This is a genomic window from Thalassotalea castellviae (assembly GCF_031846185.1).
Taxonomy (GTDB): domain Bacteria; phylum Pseudomonadota; class Gammaproteobacteria; order Enterobacterales; family Alteromonadaceae; genus Thalassotalea_H; species Thalassotalea_H castellviae.
In genome coordinates this window covers 559,232-576,584 of the sequence record NZ_JAVRIF010000002.1, presented here as the reverse complement: position 1 = coordinate 576,584, position 17,353 = coordinate 559,232, and the positions used below count along the sequence as shown (strand labels likewise).

At 37.6% G+C, this 17,353-nt stretch carries 18 protein-coding genes; 12 read left to right on the top strand and 6 right to left on the bottom strand.

Annotated features, from left to right (window positions below):
- Positions 1 to 62: 62 nt before the first annotated feature.
- On the top strand, positions 63 to 866 hold the full coding sequence (locus tag RM573_RS06255) for a methionine sulfoxide reductase (protein WP_311578840.1): 804 nt from the start codon (positions 63 to 65) through the stop codon (positions 864 to 866).
- A 133-nt stretch (positions 867 to 999) separates the two neighbouring features.
- Here the strand turns inward: RM573_RS06255 and RM573_RS06250 are convergent, their stop codons facing one another.
- From RM573_RS06250 to RM573_RS06235, 4 genes are all read right to left on the bottom strand, one after another.
- Positions 1,000 to 1,875 carry an SMP-30/gluconolactonase/LRE family protein gene (locus tag RM573_RS06250; protein ID WP_311578837.1) on the bottom strand — a complete coding sequence of 292 codons (876 nt, stop codon included), beginning with the start codon at positions 1,873 to 1,875 and terminating at the stop codon, positions 1,000 to 1,002.
- A gap of 173 nt (positions 1,876 to 2,048) precedes the next feature.
- Complete coding sequence (locus RM573_RS06245) at positions 2,049 to 2,240, bottom strand: hypothetical protein (protein WP_311578834.1); 192 nt, start codon at positions 2,238 to 2,240, stop codon at positions 2,049 to 2,051.
- 144 nt (positions 2,241 to 2,384) lie between these two features.
- Positions 2,385 to 3,506: an anhydro-N-acetylmuramic acid kinase gene (locus RM573_RS06240; protein WP_311578831.1), complete on the bottom strand. Its 1,122-nt coding sequence runs from the start codon at positions 3,504 to 3,506 to the stop codon at positions 2,385 to 2,387.
- Entirely contained in the window at positions 3,506 to 4,876 is a 1,371-nt protein-coding gene (locus RM573_RS06235) for a peptidoglycan DD-metalloendopeptidase family protein (RefSeq protein WP_311578828.1), read from the bottom strand. Before RM573_RS06235 ends, RM573_RS06240 begins: the two co-directional genes overlap by 1 nt.
- A 159-nt stretch (positions 4,877 to 5,035) precedes the next feature.
- On the opposite strand from RM573_RS06235, the gene tyrS reads away from it, so the two are divergent.
- The 11 genes from tyrS (at position 5,036) to RM573_RS06180 (ending at position 16,264) form a co-directional block, all read left to right on the top strand.
- Positions 5,036 to 6,235 carry a tyrosine--tRNA ligase gene (tyrS, locus tag RM573_RS06230; protein ID WP_311578826.1) on the top strand — a complete coding sequence of 400 codons (1,200 nt, stop codon included), beginning with the start codon at positions 5,036 to 5,038 and terminating at the stop codon, positions 6,233 to 6,235.
- 248 nt (positions 6,236 to 6,483) lie between these two features.
- Complete coding sequence (locus tag RM573_RS06225; protein WP_311578823.1) at positions 6,484 to 6,735, top strand: hypothetical protein; 252 nt, start codon at positions 6,484 to 6,486, stop codon at positions 6,733 to 6,735.
- Positions 6,736 to 6,927: 192 nt separating this feature from the next.
- The gene (gene nosR / locus RM573_RS06220; protein ID WP_432280216.1) at positions 6,928 to 9,063 is read left to right on the top strand and encodes a transcriptional regulator NosR; all 2,136 of its coding nucleotides are present in this window, start codon (positions 6,928 to 6,930) and stop codon (positions 9,061 to 9,063) included.
- A 46-nt stretch (positions 9,064 to 9,109) separates the two neighbouring features.
- Positions 9,110 to 10,999 (top strand): TAT-dependent nitrous-oxide reductase, encoded by a 1,890-nt coding sequence (gene nosZ, locus RM573_RS06215; RefSeq protein ID WP_311578819.1) that lies wholly within the window; start codon positions 9,110 to 9,112, stop codon positions 10,997 to 10,999.
- Positions 11,000 to 11,085: 86 nt separating this feature from the next.
- On the top strand, positions 11,086 to 12,450 hold the full coding sequence (locus RM573_RS06210; protein WP_432280215.1) for a nitrous oxide reductase family maturation protein NosD: 1,365 nt from the start codon (positions 11,086 to 11,088) through the stop codon (positions 12,448 to 12,450).
- Positions 12,450 to 13,403 carry an ABC transporter ATP-binding protein gene (locus RM573_RS06205; protein ID WP_311578816.1) on the top strand — a complete coding sequence of 318 codons (954 nt, stop codon included), beginning with the start codon at positions 12,450 to 12,452 and terminating at the stop codon, positions 13,401 to 13,403. The genes RM573_RS06210 and RM573_RS06205 overlap by 1 nt, the downstream gene beginning before the upstream one ends.
- A 1-nt stretch (position 13,404) precedes the next feature.
- Positions 13,405 to 14,223: an ABC transporter permease gene (locus RM573_RS06200; RefSeq protein ID WP_311578813.1), complete on the top strand. Its 819-nt coding sequence runs from the start codon at positions 13,405 to 13,407 to the stop codon at positions 14,221 to 14,223.
- Between the two features lie 25 nt (positions 14,224 to 14,248).
- Entirely contained in the window at positions 14,249 to 14,758 is a 510-nt protein-coding gene (locus RM573_RS06195) for a nitrous oxide reductase accessory protein NosL (RefSeq protein ID WP_311578809.1), read from the top strand.
- Between the two features lie 109 nt (positions 14,759 to 14,867).
- Entirely contained in the window at positions 14,868 to 15,404 is a 537-nt protein-coding gene (locus RM573_RS06190) for a DUF4136 domain-containing protein (protein ID WP_311578805.1), read from the top strand.
- 20 nt (positions 15,405 to 15,424) lie between these two features.
- A complete protein-coding gene (locus tag RM573_RS06185) occupies positions 15,425 to 15,874 on the top strand; it encodes a hypothetical protein (RefSeq protein WP_311578801.1) in 450 nt (149 codons plus the stop codon).
- Positions 15,875 to 15,940: 66 nt separating this feature from the next.
- The gene (locus RM573_RS06180; RefSeq protein WP_311578797.1) at positions 15,941 to 16,264 is read left to right on the top strand and encodes a ribonuclease E inhibitor RraB; all 324 of its coding nucleotides are present in this window, start codon (positions 15,941 to 15,943) and stop codon (positions 16,262 to 16,264) included.
- Positions 16,265 to 16,316: 52 nt separating this feature from the next.
- On the opposite strand, the gene RM573_RS06175 is transcribed toward RM573_RS06180, so the two are convergent.
- Both RM573_RS06175 and RM573_RS06170 read right to left on the bottom strand, forming a co-directional pair.
- Complete coding sequence (locus RM573_RS06175; protein WP_311578793.1) at positions 16,317 to 16,940, bottom strand: trimeric intracellular cation channel family protein; 624 nt, start codon at positions 16,938 to 16,940, stop codon at positions 16,317 to 16,319.
- Positions 16,941 to 16,942: 2 nt separating this feature from the next.
- Complete coding sequence (locus RM573_RS06170; protein ID WP_311578790.1) at positions 16,943 to 17,332, bottom strand: rhodanese-like domain-containing protein; 390 nt, start codon at positions 17,330 to 17,332, stop codon at positions 16,943 to 16,945.
- Positions 17,333 to 17,353 lie beyond the last annotated feature (21 nt).

Here is a 17,353-nt window from a genome sequence, read left to right as displayed (position 1 = left end):
TTTATATAGGTATACCAATATGTAAATATAGCTTGCGTGTTTTTACCAGGATGAAAATTTTAATGTTTAATTTTATAAGAGTTAGTATTTTTTTCGTCGCTGTCATTTTCTTTAGCAACGATGCATGGCCAATTGAACCATTAAAATTGAAGGCTGGTTTATTAGAGGGGATTAGCGAGTCAGACTTTTCGTATAAACTGATTGAGTTTAACGCTAATGGTCAGCATAGAATGTTTACTTTGAAGATCGCCAGTGCCTTTAGAAAAGTAAAATTTAGAGCCTTTTCTGATCATGATATAAATTGCGATATTACAGCATGTGTTATTAATATAGTTAACGAGCATAATCCCAACGAAAACACACGTTTAATCATGACTCCCCACTTAGATAATGCGTTACAAGTCATGGAGATGAGCACAGATCATAATGGCCAAGCTATATTTACACAAACATACCAACTTGATAAGCAGCAAAAACAATCGACTGTTCGTGAATTCGTTCATATGTATAAAGATAGACTCGAGTCGCTAACGTCTATTCGCCAAAATGAGTTTTATGGGTTTTGGATAGGAGTATTAAATATCGATGGAAAACCAGAGCTGTTAAGTTTTGAAGCACACCCTGATAAAACTTCACACTTTGTTCGATTCGTGAATGGCGAAAGTTTTACTAATAAAGCATCTTTTACTCCCGCGAATGTCAGTAAAGTGGGGAGCCTTATCGAAATTGAAACAGACCATCTGACTTTTGCTAATAAATTATTAATTCATAAACATAACGCGGTGCTTGAAGGCTATATGTACTCTACTTATAAAGGCACAACGCTTCAAAAAGGGGTATTTCGTTTATATCGTATTAAACAATAGTCGTTCGAAAAGACAGGAACAATAGGCTCTATTAATAATCGACTAGAGCATGTACTTAATTAAATAGCCCCACTTTAATATAAAAAACCAGCATTAACGCTGGTTTTTATGGATTGCAAGTACGAAATTAAACTTATCGATAGTTGCGACCGGCAATATGATTGTAATAGGTTTCTATTGCGCCACGCTTTTGCATCGTAATGAAAAGCTGTTTACCGTCTATACCACCAAATGCAACATTGGTTGGGTGCTTTCCTGTTAACTGTATAGTTTTAATAAGCTCACCTTGGGGTGACAGTACTGCAACAACACCTGCACCATATCGCGCGACGTATAAATTACCCGCATTATCGGTACGCATGCCATCCAAACCATGATCTTTAAATTGGAAAAACAGGCTTTTGTCTTGAATATTGCCATTTTCATCGAGGGAATATCGCCAAATAGTTCGTTGCACACTTTCATTCACATAAAGTGTTTTATTATCTGGACTCACTTCAACCCCATTTGTCGTGCCCATATTCGCTTCTAATAATGTATTAGTGCCATCAGCATTAATGCGCCATAAATTTCCAGTATTATTTGGCCAGTTAGGGTCACTCGCAAATAAAATTCCATTATCCATAATCGCGATATCATTGGGCTGGTTCATTTGTTTATTATGCGAAAATACCTTTACGTTTTTAGTGTTAGGCTCAACTATCAATACATTATGGTTAACATAATCAGCGATATACATATTACCTTTGTGATCAAAACGAATGCCGTTGCCAATAGAGCCATTTGGTAAGGTTAAATATATTTCGCCTTTATTGCTTTGGGTGACTTTGCCAATGGTGCCTTCTTTAGCGAAATTCACGGCAAATAAAGTTCCGTCTTTATCGACCGCTGGACCTTCAACACCTTGCGTAAAACTGTGATCTGGCATCCAATCGGTAGTATGTTCAATATTTGCTAGGGTGGTTGCTGAAATAAAGAGGAGTGAAAGGACAAAGCTATTATTTTGCATAATCGAATATAGTTAAGAAAATGATAGAATAACTTAACATATTTTTTTTACTGGATGAGCAATATTAAGTTATATGATTTAGTTATTTTGAATAATGGGTATAAAAAAACCTCTTTATATAAAGAGGTTCTATTAATTATAAATACTAGGGTAAGTTATTCGATAGATAAAAATTAGTAATATGTATCTTCACGATTGTGTGCTTGCGGATCTTCGATTATATCATCAAAGTCTACTTCAAAGCTGTTATTGTCGGCAGTGTTGGCGATGTAAATTGTTTTGGTTGAACCATCAATCCATGTAACGGTACCACTGCCTTTCACACTACCGCATTTCATGCCGATATGAATATCATTAAACTCCATAGTTCCTCCTAATTATGCAAATACATACAGCACAACTTATTAGATATTTATTTTTGTAAATAGTTCAAAATCTGTTCAAGTTGTGTGTGCTTTATACAGCGAGGAATTCATTATAGGGAAAAACATTTTGAAATCTAGAGGGGGTTACGGATAAAACTTAGTACCAAGAATCGTTTTTCTGCTAGCCCCCGTCACGGTTGGTATATTTCCATAGATCTTTTTTTCATATGCGAAAGCGAGCCATGCAAAAGCAATGGCCTCAAACGCGTTATTATTCAGGTTTAATGAATTAATAGATTTTATACAATGTTCAGTAAGTTGATGTTTTATCAGCTTATAACAATGCTCATTTGCAATTCCTCCACCGCATAAATATACGAAACTCTTCGGGGATAATTTATTGATTTCTTGCGCGATAGAATTTGCAGTTAAAGCACTTAATGTCGCTTGAACATCAACAGGATCTAATGAAAAGTCGGTTAAATATGGCGCAAGCCAATTGAGATTAAAATATTCTCGTCCGGTACTTTTCGGCGCAGTTAATGAAAAATATTGATCGGATAAAAGCTTAGCGAGTAATGCCTGATTGATGTTACCTTGGGCCGCCCATTGGCCGTTTTCATCATATCGCTGTTGGGTATGTTTATAACACCATGCATCGAGTAATGCGTTTGCCGGACCTGTATCAAATCCGATAATTGACCGGTTTTTATCGCGGGGCAAAAAAGTAATATTGGCAATGCCCCCCATATTTACAATAAAGGTATCTTGTTGTTGGTCGGCAAATAAATACTGGTGAAAAGCAGGAACAAGTGGGGCTCCTTGTCCACCTAGGGCGACATCTTTTGTACGAAAATCACCAATGACCTTAATATTCGTTAAACAAGCTAGTGTTTGATGACAACCAATTTGCAGTGTAAATGGATACTTATTGGTGTTATCGATTACAGGACGATGGCGTACGGTTTGCCCGTGACAACCTATGGCGACAATATCCTTAGCGGTCAGTTTTTCTTGTGTTAATAAATGATGGATAGCATGAGAAAAATAATGAGCCAATTCAACACTTAAGTTACCCATTCGATCAATTTCATTGTCGCCTGAGTCATATAAGGCGGTGATTTTCTGGTGCAGTTGATCATTATACGCCTGATACCAATGGGCTTTTAATTGTACGTTACCCGAAGAAAAATCTACTAGTGCAATGTCTACTCCATCTGCGCTAGTGCCGGACATTACACCAATATAGTAGTTATTATTTGCCATTATGGTGCTTGTTGATGACCATTTTTTGGGGGGTTCAAGGTCGTTAATGCGATTCTAGAACCAGATAGCTCTGTTAAGCGACGTTCAGCAATCGCAGCAAAAGCTTGACGATATTTTTTATCTATTGGCTTTGCATCGGGTAATTTAACAGTACGTGGATTTCTATGAACGCCATTTAACAAAAACTCATAATGTAAATGAGGCGCTTGTGACATACCCGTTGAGCCTACATAACCTATAACTTGTCCTTGTTTAACACGTTGGCCTTTTTTAACCGCACGTTTTGAAAAATGCAGGTATTTAGTCACGATACCATTACCATGTTGGATAAATACGTAATTTCCATTGTATTTATTATAGGTTGAATGGGTCACTTTACCGTTACCTGCTGCTACTACTGGCGTGCCTTTATTCGCCCTATAATCTGTGCCGCGGTGCGCTTTCCAACGTTTTTGAATTGGATGAAAGCGTTTAGGTTTAAAATTAGAGCTAATGTATTTGAAATTAACTGGTGCACGTAAAAAAGCTTTACGCATGCTTTTGCCATCAGGACTATAGTATTCACCGTCAGTAAAGCGAATGGCTTGAAAGGGGTCGTCTTGGTTAATAAACTCTGCGGCTAAAATTTTACCGTTACCAATAAATTCGCCATCAACATACTTATTTTCATACACCACATGAAAACTATCACCTTTACGAATATCTAAAGCAAAATCGATATCCCAACCGAAAATATTCGCTAAATTAATAATTTGTCCATCGTCTAACCCCGCCGCAATACCGGCATTCCAAAAGTTAGACTTGATCACGCCATGAGCAATACTCTCTCTGATCTCTACGGATTTTGATTCTTTAAAGGAGTGGTATTGGCCCTCAACTAAGTTAACAAATAACGTGTCGGTTTTTGAAAGCGGATATTCTAACGCGCTAAGCTTTCCTGTTGAATCTTTACCTATACGTAGAGTGTCTCCGACATTTAATTTTTTTAATAAATGACTATCTTCGCCTTTTGCTCGACTTACATCATGGGTAGTACGGGCGTTATATCCTAGTCGTTTAAATATTTTTGCTAAAGAATCACCACTTTTCACCTTCGCCGTTTGCCAAGTAAGTTGAGGTTGCTCAAGCTTTATTTCATCTGGCTGAGCTTGCTCTACTTGAGTCGAAATTGCGCTTTCGATTTCTGATTGTTCAGGAACCGATAACTCATATCGTTGACCGACTTTAAGCGAAGGTTGTTCCGATTGACGGCTAGCCGTTGCTTTTTCTGAGGGGAATATAATAAGCAGGAGTAATAATATACTGACAACAGAGATAAAAATTCTGTGCTGTTTGGGTAATTGTATATATAATTTTTTTAAATTATTCAAGAGGTTACTACCTGTACGACAAGCTTTAATACGACATCTGTCGTTTACTATAACAAAATAATATGCAATGAAACAATCTTTGACGTTTCACAGGCTATGAATTTACAGTAGAATTCGTCAATTATTGTTTAAATTATCCCTGTTATTGGAGTTAAATTGATGTCAGATGTCAGCCTAGCGTTTGCAGAAATAAAACGCGGTGCCGAAGAAATTTTGCTGGAAGATGAGTTATTAGAAAAATTAAAGCAAGGCAAGCCACTTAAAATAAAGGCTGGCTTTGATCCAACAGCACCTGATCTCCATTTAGGTCATACAGTATTAATTAATAAACTGCGTCAATTTCAACAATTAGGTCATGAAGTCATTTTTTTGATTGGTGACTTTACCGGTATGATTGGTGACCCAACAGGTAAAAATGTCACTCGTAAGCCTTTAACGCAAGAAGATGTTTTGGCAAACGCTGAAACCTATAAAGAACAAGTGTTTAAAATTTTAGATCCTGCGAAAACCCGTGTTGAATTTAATTCTACTTGGATGGAAAAACTTGGTTCAGCTGGCATGTTAAAATTAGCCTCTCGCCAAACCGTTGCTCGCATGATGGAACGTGATGATTTTAAAAAGCGATATGCTGGCGGACAGTCTATTGCTATTCATGAATTTATGTACCCGCTTGTTCAAGGTTGGGATTCTGTGGCGCTAGAATCAGATGTTGAATTAGGGGGAACGGACCAAAAGTTTAATTTATTGATGGGCAGAGAGTTACAAAAGTCAGAAGGTCAGCGTCCTCAAACAGTGTTAATGATGCCTTTGTTAGAAGGTCTTGATGGCGTTCAAAAAATGTCAAAATCATTAAATAACTACATAGGGATCACCGACAGCCCAACTGAAATGTTTGGTAAAATTATGTCTATTTCTGATGATTTAATGTGGCGATACTATGAATTATTAAGTTTTAAACCGATCGAAGAAATCGAAGCATACCAAACAAATATTGCTAATGGCGCTAATCCCCGTGATGTTAAAATTGATTTAGCCAAAGAGTTAATTGCTCGTTTTCATGATGAAGATGCTGCTCAAGCGGCACATCAAGAATTTATTAATCGATTTCAAAAAGGCGCGATGCCTGATGAAATGCCTGAGGTAACACTAACCGTAGACAATGGTGAAATAGCCATTGCCAATTTATTGAAAGAAGCCGGTTTAGTCGCCAGTACTTCTGAAGCTATGCGCATGATTAAACAAGGTGCCGCTAAAATTGATGGCGAGAAAATAGCAGACAATAAAGTGGTTATCGCAGCAGGTACAACGGCGGTTTATCAAGTAGGGAAGCGGAAATTTTCTAAAGTGACAGTAAGTTAATTTATTGTGTCAGAGTTATTAAGCTAACCGTATAATAATTAAAGTGTTAACCGAAAAAAGCCAATTGTAAAAATTGGTTTTTTTTGACTAATTGTTATTGATAGTTTTAAGCGATACGTCTAAAATTTTTACAGTAAAAACTGATCACAAGAGTAAACAGGATTTAACTTGTTGAAGTGTAAAAAGATAGTAAAACTGGAATATAAAATGCTTATATTTCGAGTATGCATTTTTAAGAGTAATTTTTGATGGCACAAAATAGTCTCAGAGATCCGTTAATAGAAAGGCGATCGAGCCAAAACAACTTCGATGAATTATGGTCTAACTTGACCTTAGCACAAAAATTCGCGGCAAGTAGTTTAACTAAATATGGATATAAATTGTCATATATTCGTTGCTCTTCCGCTGGAAACGTCGCTTTTATGACGGTTGATGATAATGTGGCAACTATTGAAATAGACGGTGAAATTAACACAACCCCCTCTGTTTTTGTTCGGTAATCAATCTCTTAAATTCATCTCTCAAACTCAAATTTTCCCGTTATATTGATCTAAATCAGATTTTTGCACATCCACTTTCAAACAACATTTAGATCATGATCTAGATCAACCTCTCATCACGACGCTTACGTATTATGTGCGACATATTGTCGCAGTTGATGCTTCAACTGCAGTGCTACGTAGTAAGAGTTCATGATTAATATTCAAAGAAATCTACAATGTGTTGTTTATATTTTTCTGCTTGCGGCTGCTTTGTTGTGCACTAGTATGTCTGCCAACGCCTTATTCGTTAGCCCTCCAAAAGATCCTATTCCACTGATCCATGAAATATTTCCAGATTTAACCCATATTAGTGAGAAAACTGGCGATCCCTTAGTTTGGACTATCTATCAAGACAGTGAAATTATTGGTTATGCTTTTGAAACCAATGATATTGCCAAAATTCCTGCCTATTCTGGTGAACCAGTAAATATGTTAGTTGCCATCAACCCTCAAGGGGTTTACCTCGGCGCTAAAGTACTTGAGCACCATGAACCTATTATTCTTGCTGGTATTCCTGAGAGTAAGTTACATGCCTTTGCAGAGCAATATGATGGTTTATCAGTAAGTGATCGCTTAAAAGTTGGTGGTAACAACCAGCAAGAAAATATCATTCATATTGATGGTTTATCAGGTGCTACCGTAACTGTCATGGTAATGAATGTGGCGATTACCAAATCGGCCACTAAAGTGGCGCGTTCGCTGGGGATTATTAGTGCTAGCCAAGAAATTATCCAACCTATGTCAACCATTTACCCTGATGTTTACCAAAAATCTTCATGGCAAACGCTTATTGGTGATGGCTCTATTCGACGATTAACCTTGAATAGAAAAATGGTTGATGAAGCTTTTGTCGGTACAGCGGCTGAACATATTGATAAAGCCAATGCCGATCAAAAAGAAGATATGTTTGCTGATATCTATTTTGCGCAAGCCAATATTCCAACGGTTGGACGAAACTTGTTAGGGGATGCTGAATATCAATGGCTTATGAGCAGTTTAAAGCCAAACGAACACGCCATTATTTTATTAGGCAATGGTTATTCTTTTAAAGGCTCTGGCTATGTTCGAGGTGGGATTTTCGATCGTATTCAAATTTTGCAAAATGGTGATGCTTTTGCTTTTCGTGACTTGGATCATAATCGTGTTACTGACCTTTATCTTGAAGGTGCGCCGCTTTTCAAAGAGATGTCGTTATTCATAGTCCGAGCTCAACATGAGTTTAACCCCGGTGTAGATTGGCAGCTTGAATTACTTGTCAGACGTCAATTAGGCGCGGTCGATAGCTTATTCACCAGTTTTAAGGGGGATTATCATACCTTAGATCATTATGTTGATCGCCCAGCCGTTATAATACCAGAACCAGAATTAACCCTGACTCAGCAAGTATGGCAAGAAAAAAACACTGAGGTGATCATTTTAGTGATCTTGCTTTCTACTGTCGTGATGAGTTTGTTTTTTCAGGATATTTTGGTTCGACATCCTACCTTTATGCATAACTTTAGACATGCGTTTCTTATTGTCACTGTTGTTTTTATCGGTTGGTCTTGGGGCGGACAATTATCTGTCGTAAATGTCTTTACCTTCTTACAAGCCTTTATGACGGACTTTTCATGGGACTTGTTCTTACTCGACCCTATTATTTTTATCTTATGGTGTGCCGCAGCAGTAACCATGATTTTATGGGGACGTGCTGTTTATTGTGGATGGTTGTGTCCATTTGGCGCTTTGCAAGAATTGTTAAATATTTTTGCGCGTTATATAAAAATTCCACAATTTGAATTGCCTTGGGCTGTGCACGAACGTTTATGGGCCATTAAATATTTAATTCTGCTTGGCTTGTTCGGGTTATCAATGGAGTCATTGGCGTTGGCTGAACAATTCGCCGAAATAGAACCGTTTAAAACGACTTTCTTATTGAAATTTGATCGTGAATGGCCGTTTGTTTTATACGCATCAGCTTTACTTATCATCAATATATTTAATCGTAAATTTTTCTGTCGGTATTTATGTCCATTAGGGGCGGCGTTATCGACCAGTAATAGTGTTCGATTATTTAGTTGGCTACGTCGTCGACCAGAATGCGGTCAACCTTGTAAAACATGCGCCAAAGAATGTGAAATTCAAGCTATTCATCCTGATGGCGAAATTAATATGCGTGAATGTCATTACTGTTTGGATTGCCAAGTCACTTACTTTAATGAAGAAAAATGTCCTCCATTGAAAAAATTAGCACGTAAAAAGAACCGCTTTAAAGAAAACGAAATAGAAACCGTCAATGTCGCTTAAGTGACTTACGTTTTAAATTTTATAGATAAAATAACTGGGGAAGAGTATGAGTAATGAAGATAAAAGCTCAAATAATGTTGAGCTAGAAAGTGAAGATAGACGTAATTTTTTTGGTAAAACAGCTTTAATTGGTGCTGGCGCTATTGCTGCTCCTATGACCGCTGCTATGTTTTCATCTATGGCACAAGCGCAAAGAAGTGAAGCGGCGAATAGTCCACATGTTGGCCCAGGTGATTTAGATGAATATTACGGTTTTTGGAGTGGTGGTCACTCAGGTGAAGTCCGAATAATGGGCGTGCCATCTATGCGTGAGTTAATGCGTATTCCGGTATTTAATACCGATAGTGCTACTGGTTGGGGATTAACCGATGAAAGTAAACGAATTAAAGGTGATAGTGCACACTTACATGCAGGGGATTCGCATCACCCACATATGAGTATGACGGATGGCCGATATAATGGTAAATATGTTTTCATCAATGATAAAGCTAATTCTCGGGTAGCTCGTATTCGTTGTGACATTATGAAATGTGACAAAATGATCACCATTCCTAATGTACAAGCAATACACGGATTACGGGTACAAAAAGTGCCTTATACCAAATACGTAATTTGTAACGGTGAATTCGAAATTCCGATGAATAATGACGGAAAAGGCGGCATGAAAGATGTCAGCACGTATCGTTCGTTATTTAACGTCATTGATGCTGAGAAAATGGAAATCGCTTTCCAAGTCATGGTGGACGGTAATTTAGATAATACTGACGCTGATTACGATGGAAAATATTTCGCTTCTACTTGTTATAATTCAGAAATGGGCATGAATTTAGGAGATATGATCTCGTCTGAGCGTGACCATGTTGTTGTATTTAGCCTTGCACGCTGTGAAGCGGCGCTAAAAGCCGGTAAATTTAAAACCTATAATGGTAATAATGTGCCTGTACTTGATGGAACCAAGGGCTCTGAATTAACCCGTTATATTCCTGTCCCTAAATCTCCACATGGTATGAATACCTCGCCAAATGGCGAATATTTTGTTGCGAATGGTAAACTATCACCGACAGTATCGGTGATCGCTATTAACAAATTAGATGCCTTATTTTCAAATAGCATCAAACCTCGTGATACCATTGTTGCTGAGCCTGAGTTAGGTTTAGGTCCTCTTCATACCGCGTTTGATAATAAAGGTAATGCATATACCACGTTATTCCTTGATAGCCAAATTGCCAAATGGAATGTGCAAGATGCTATTGATGCCCATAACGGTAAAAAAGTGAATTATATTCGTCAAAAACTCGATGTACATTATCAACCAGGTCATAACCATACTTCGGCCGGTGAAACGCGAGATGCTGATGGTAAATGGTTAATCGCCTTATGTAAGTTCTCTAAAGACAGATTTTTACCTGTTGGTCCATTACGTCCGGAAAATGATCAGTTAATTGATATTTCAGGTGATGAAATGAAGTTAGTGCATGATGGACCTACCTATGCCGAACCGCATGATTGTATGATTGTTCATCGCAGTAAAATGAAACCGCTGAAAATCTGGCCAAGAGATGATGTGATGTTCGCCGAAACCATCGCTCAAGCGAAACGTGATGGTGTCGATGTGTATACCGAAAACAAAGTGATCCGTGATGGTAATAAAGTTCGTGTATACATGACTTCCATTGCTCCTACCTACGGTATGGAGTCATTCAACGTGAAATTAGGCAATGAAGTCACTGTTATTGTTACTAATCTGGATCAAGTTGAAGATGTAACTCATGGTTTCTGTATGACAAATCATGGTGTTCAGATGGAGATTGGTCCGCAAGCAACTGCGTCAATTACCTTTACCGCCAATAAACCCGGCGTTCAATGGTATTACTGTAATTGGTTTTGTCATGCATTACATATGGAAATGCGTGGAAGAATGTTTGTTGAAACCTAAAAACAGCACGTTTCTTAACTGAGATCAAAAGCATAACATTTAATCGGTGTTATGCTTTTTCTACGTGATAGAAGAGCTGTAAATTTATGATATGTAAATATGCCCAACTCCTCCTGATTATTGCGCTGTTTAGTGGTATGCCAATATCAATTAATCAAGCTTACGCAAGTGAAGTCATGGTGTTACCAAGTGATAACTTACAGGAGATGATTGATAACGCCAATGATGGTGACACCCTGATATTGTCTGCCGGTCGATATCGAGGAAATTTTGTTATTTATCGGGCTATTCATTTAACAACTACCCCTGACGATCAGCAAAAAGCGATTATAGATGCCCAAGGAGATGGTCACGCGATATTGCTGAAAAATTCTCATATCTCGATTGAAAATTTAACCATTGAAAATTGGGGCAGTGATTTAACCGAACAACATTCCGGCATATATTCTGATGAAAAAGCCAGTCATCTGGTGATCCAAAACAATTACCTTAAAGGCGATGGTTTTGGTATTTGGTTACAAAAAGGGGAATCAATTCATGTAATTAATAATACAATTGAAGGGAATTTAGCCTTACGTTCAGCAGATCGAGGTAATGGTATTCAACTTTCTATTGTTAAAAATGTTGAGGTGAGAGATAACGAAGTTTTTCACACGCGAGATGGCCTATATATTATTTCCAGCCAAGACAATGTGTTGGAAAATAACACCCTGCACGATTTACGTTACGGTATTCATTATATGTATTCACACAGTAACAAAGTGCTTAACAATTTGGCCTATAACACGCGAGCTGGTTATGCCTTAATGAGTTCTCGAAATTTAATTGTTGATGGTAATAGCACGCTTGATAGTGAAGATTATGGTTTTTTAATGAACTTTATTACGTCATCAACCATTAGTAATAATTACATTAAAAATGTTTGGACTAAACCAGAAAACAAAGTATTAGGCCGAGATGGCAAAGGCTTGTTTGTTTATAATTCTGCCTATAACTCGATTTATGGCAATGTGATAGATACAACGGAAATCGGTATACATTTAACTGCAGGATCTGAACATACAAAAGTGTATGCCAATAGTTTTATCGATAACCCAACACAAGTGAAATATGTTTCCAATAAAAACCAAGAATGGAGCCAAGAGGGGGTTGGTAACTATTGGAGTAACTACTTAGGGTGGGATATGAATAACGATAAAATAGGTGATGTCGTTTTTGAGCCTAATGATGGTATCGATAAACTGGTGTGGCAATATCCAGAAATGAAGATGCTAATGGATAGTCCTGCTGTGATCATTTTACGGTGGGTACAAAGGCAATTTCCTATTTTAAAACCATCAGGGGTCAAAGATAGCTTCCCGCTGATGAAATCCCCTCATGCAAGCCAATCTGCAGAAAATTCAAACATTGAATTAAGCCTTGTACAACTCAATGTTAAGGACGTGCATTAATGTCAACTTCTCCAATCATTAGCCTATCAAATGTAGGCAAGCAATATGCAAAATTAACCGCGTTGAATTCGATTGATATGCAATTGAATCAAGGTGAAGTGTTAGGTCTGTTTGGTCACAATGGTGCAGGTAAAACCACAATGATGAAATTGATCTTAGGGGTTATTTCGCCAAGTCATGGTGAAGTCAATGTCATGGGAGTTGCACCTGACTCTAAAGCCGCATGGCACATGCGTGAACAAATTGGCTACTTACCTGAAAACGTCAGTTTTTATGAGCATTTAACCGGCTTAGAAGTGTTAACTTATTTTGCTCGATTAAAAGGTTTTTATCCTAAACCGGCGAAGCAGCATGCGATTGAATTATTAGAGCAAGTCGGTGTTGTCCATGCGATGAAAAAGCCGGTTAAAACCTTTTCAAAAGGTATGAGACAACGCTTAGGGTTAGCTCAAGCATTTATTGGTAAACCTAAATTATTATTGCTTGATGAACCGACTGTCGGATTAGATCCCATTGCAACTGCCGATTTTTATCGAACAGTTGATCAATTAAAGAGCCAAGGTACAAGCGTTATTTTATGCTCTCATGTTTTACCGGGAGTTGAACAACATATTGATAGAGCAATGATACTCTCGTCAGGAAATATGTTAGCGATTGGCACATTAGCTGAATTACGTCGACAAGCGAATTTACCAATAAAAATAACACCTCATGGATTAAATGGCGCTCTTAGACAAGACGCACATTTACTGAAATTCCTAGAAAGTGGTGACAGCGATTCAGTATTAATGGTACCAGAGCAAGATAAAGTCGCGATGTTACGTTACTTATTAGCGTTTGAAACTATTGATGATATTGATGTGGATAAAGCCAACTTAGAACAGGTTTACCAATATTATTTACAGCAAAATAAAAGCGGTAGTAAAGTCAAAAATTTAAGCGCAGGAGCTTAGTATGAATCAGATATTAGCCGTTGCAGGGAAAGAATTTTTTGATGGTTTACGAAACCGTTGGCTCATTTCAATTACCATTGTTTTTGCCGTTTTATCGATAGGTTTAACGTATTTTGGCGGCGTTGCATCGGGAGAAGTAGGGGTGACTTCACTGTCTACCACTATTGCGAGCTTGGCAAGTTTAGCCGTTTTTTTGATCCCATTAATTGCCTTGTTATTAAGTTATGACAGCTTTGTTGGTGAGCAGGAAAGCGGCACCTTACTTTTATTATTAACTTATCCGCTGAGTAAAACGCAATTATTGCTCGGTAAATTTATCGGACAAGGTGGCATTATAGCCTTAGCTACTTTGTTAGGTTTTGGTGCTTCAGCACTGATTTTATACCTACAAGTGAAGGATCTTGAAGTAGTTCGTTTATTCAGTACCTTTATTGCTAGTGCCGTTTTACTTGGCTTAAGCTTTACTGCCATAGCTTATGTTATCAGTTTAGCGGTAAATGAAAAATCTAAAGCGGCAGGTATTGCCTTACTGATTTGGTTTTTCTTTGCTCTCGTGTTTGACCTTGCCTTGTTAGCATTACTTGTGGGAGTAGAGCAGGGGGTTAGTCAGCAAGGATTAACGCAAATTATGATGTTTAGTCCATCCGATATTTTCAGATTAGTCAATTTAGCGGGCCTTGACAGTAGTGATGTAAATGGCGTGCTAGCCATAGCTATTAAGTCGAGTTTAACTCAAGGGCAATTATTTTTCGTGCTCTTTGCTTGGGTGATGTTACCTCTAGCGGGTGCTAATTTTATTTTTATGAAAAAAACACTTTAATCTTAAGTTAGAAAGAATGAAAACTATGAAATCATTATCAAAATTAATGAGCTGTTTGCTTGTTGTGACATTGTTGACCGCTTGTTCTAAGCATGAAGATGGCCATCAGACTATTCATCAAGCTGCAGCGATAGAATCCGCCGATGAATGTCATTTATGCGGGATGTTAATTGCCCACTTTGCTGGGCCAAAAGGAGAGTTATTTCGCAAAGGAGTGACCGCAGAACAAGGAAAAAAAGTACATAAATTTTGCTCAACCCGCGATATGTTTAGCTTTTATCTTGATCCGGAGAATAAGCGTAATGTCACTACTTTATATGTACATGATATGAGTAAATCTCCGTGGGATTCGCCTAATGATAATTATTTTATCGACGCTAAAACCGCTTGGTTTGTCGCGGGCTCTGAAAAAACAGGAGCAATGGGGAAAACCCTCGCAAGCTTTAGTAAACAGCGAGATGCCCAACAATTTGCCAAAGCATACGGAGGTAAGGTATTAAGCTTTCAAGACATTGATTTATCAGTATTAATGTAAGTTCCCTTTTATCTCATACTGAAATGGTTGAATTATTTATTGGCTAAGGTAGGCTAAATAGCATCAATGTTACTAGGTTTGCTAACTCTTTATGATAAAACAAATACCCATGACTCTTGCTATAAGTGTTTTGATACTTTTTGGCTGTTCAAGTCAGCCTCCAGCGACGGCTAAATTTAAAAGTAACTTTAACTTTTCTGATATTCAATCTTATAGTACTTATTCTCGAAATTCAGAGTTTGGCGAGTCTCAAAACATCAGTTACGCAACACGAAATAACATTGAAACTGCAATTGAACGAAGCTTTGACAGCAAAGGTTTGCTTTATCAGACTAATGATAAAGCGGATGTCATTATTGGTTATCATTTAATACAAGATAAGCAAGGCTTGAACAAATATAACCAAGGAGTGAAATATTGCGATCCGTGCTTACACTCAGGTTTAGCGGTTCAAGATAGAAAGTCATGGCAATTGTTACCAGGTAGTTTAGTGCTCGATATTGTTGATCAGCAAGACAAGCGCTCCGTTTGGCGTAGTGTTTATCCACTAAAAATTAGACCGAAAGATAATAGTCAAGAAGTACAAGATAAAATTCAACATGCCATTCGTATTATGATGAAAACCGTACCATTAGCGTTACTATAGTCGCTAAAAGGGATATTGAAATGATGAAATGGCTATATATCGCATTGTTAGTTTTGTCGATTTTTTTTATTATTCTTTTCGGCTTTGGGGTATTACTGCATGAAAATGAAAAGCAGCATGAAGCATATAATCGTCAGCTTGAAATAAAAAAGCAACAACAAGAAAATAATCATTCAAGCATTGCTGCTACTGAAATTGTAACGCTTAACACTGTAAATGATGAGCCAAAAAAATCGGTTAATTTAGCGATAGTTGCGCAAAACCTCACTTGTGTTTCGAATGAGCAATGTCGAGTTGTTGAGATTGATTTTGTTGATTTGAGCTGTCAGGTTGCGGTCAATGTCATTGGGGCTTCACAATTAAAAAAAGCAAAGCGAGACAAAACCGTCATTGGTCATTGTGAACATCATAGTGATGTAAATAAAGCCATATGTGTTGATAATTTTTGCACACTTGCAGGAAGTAATTAACGTCTTAACTATCATACTTTGATTTTGATGTTTATAATGGCGCTGAATTTAATTAGGTAATTTTTTATGACTTTTCCAAACGATGATACAGGCCAAGTTTTAACAGAAATGCAGGCAGCAGGTGTTGATTTAACGATTGTCCACCCAGTTGTCTTTTTTCAATTGTTTGAGCAAAAAGAACAAGCAGAAGCCATGGCTCAATTGTTAAAAGAGAAAGCGCCAGATATGCAATTAAGCATTCATCCTGATGAAATTCCTAATGTTTGGGACTTAGATTGTACCATTAATATGTTACCTGATTACGATGCTATTGTTGCACAAGAAGCTCAACTTGAACAAATCGCCGCTAAATTTAATGGTTATAACGATGGTTGGGGAATTGAAGCCTAATTTTTCTGTGTCGCTTTTAGCTGCCTACTTATTCTATTCGACTCGTTCTTTGTTACTGTTCTTTTTCTGAAATATGAAAAGCTGGTAACGATACTTGCCAATATATTGCCGCTAATCTTAATTTTAAGGCACCAACAATCGCACAAATCGTTGAGACATTTTCAGATAAACCAAACGTATGAAAAACCACAAATAAACAGCCACCTAGCATTGCTGCTAAAGCATAAATTTCTTGTCTTAAAATCATAGGTATCACATTACAGAGCACGTCTCTGATCATTCCTCCTGCAACACCTGTAATGGTTCCCATAACTATAGCGACTGGTATTGGTGCGCCTAAGTTTAAGGATTTTTGTGTTCCTAAAACGGCAAATAATGCTAAGCCAAAAGCATCAGCAATCAATAAAAATCGTTTAGGAATTCGTTTGGGTCGACGTATGATTAATATCGTTAATATGGCCGTCATTAAGATAACGAATAAGTAAATAGGATCGGCTACCCAAAAAACGGTGGTATCTAAAATAACATCGCGTATTGTACCGCCACCAACCGCAGTGACAGCCGACAAAACAACAACACCAAACGGGTCAAGTTTATATCGGCCCGCCATTAATGCGCCAGAAAGAGCGAATACGATCACGCCAAATAAATCTAACCAGCGCAATAATTCAAACATTTTTATTCTTTTACTAATGGCAAGTCAGCACTTTCCCACGCTTTATAATCGCCGGTTAAATGTTTTAGTTGAGTAAAACCGTTTGCTTGCAATGTTGCTTCAGCAATTTCAGCCCTTCTGCCTGAGCGACAATGCACTACCACTGTTTTATCTTGGTAACCCGATAATTTATCTAAATGCTGTTCTATAGAGTCATGGCTTATATTCAAAGCGCCTTTTATATGACCCGCGTTAAATTCTTCCTTACTGCGCACATCAAGGACGATAAATTCTGGCGCTTTTGCAGCATGTTGTAAACTGAGTAATTGTTGCTGTGAGATGTTACTGATCTTATTAGCATGACTAAATAGAGAAAAACAAGCGAGCAGAATAAAAGTGAGTTGCAGTTTCATTAGCATTAACCTTAAACATGT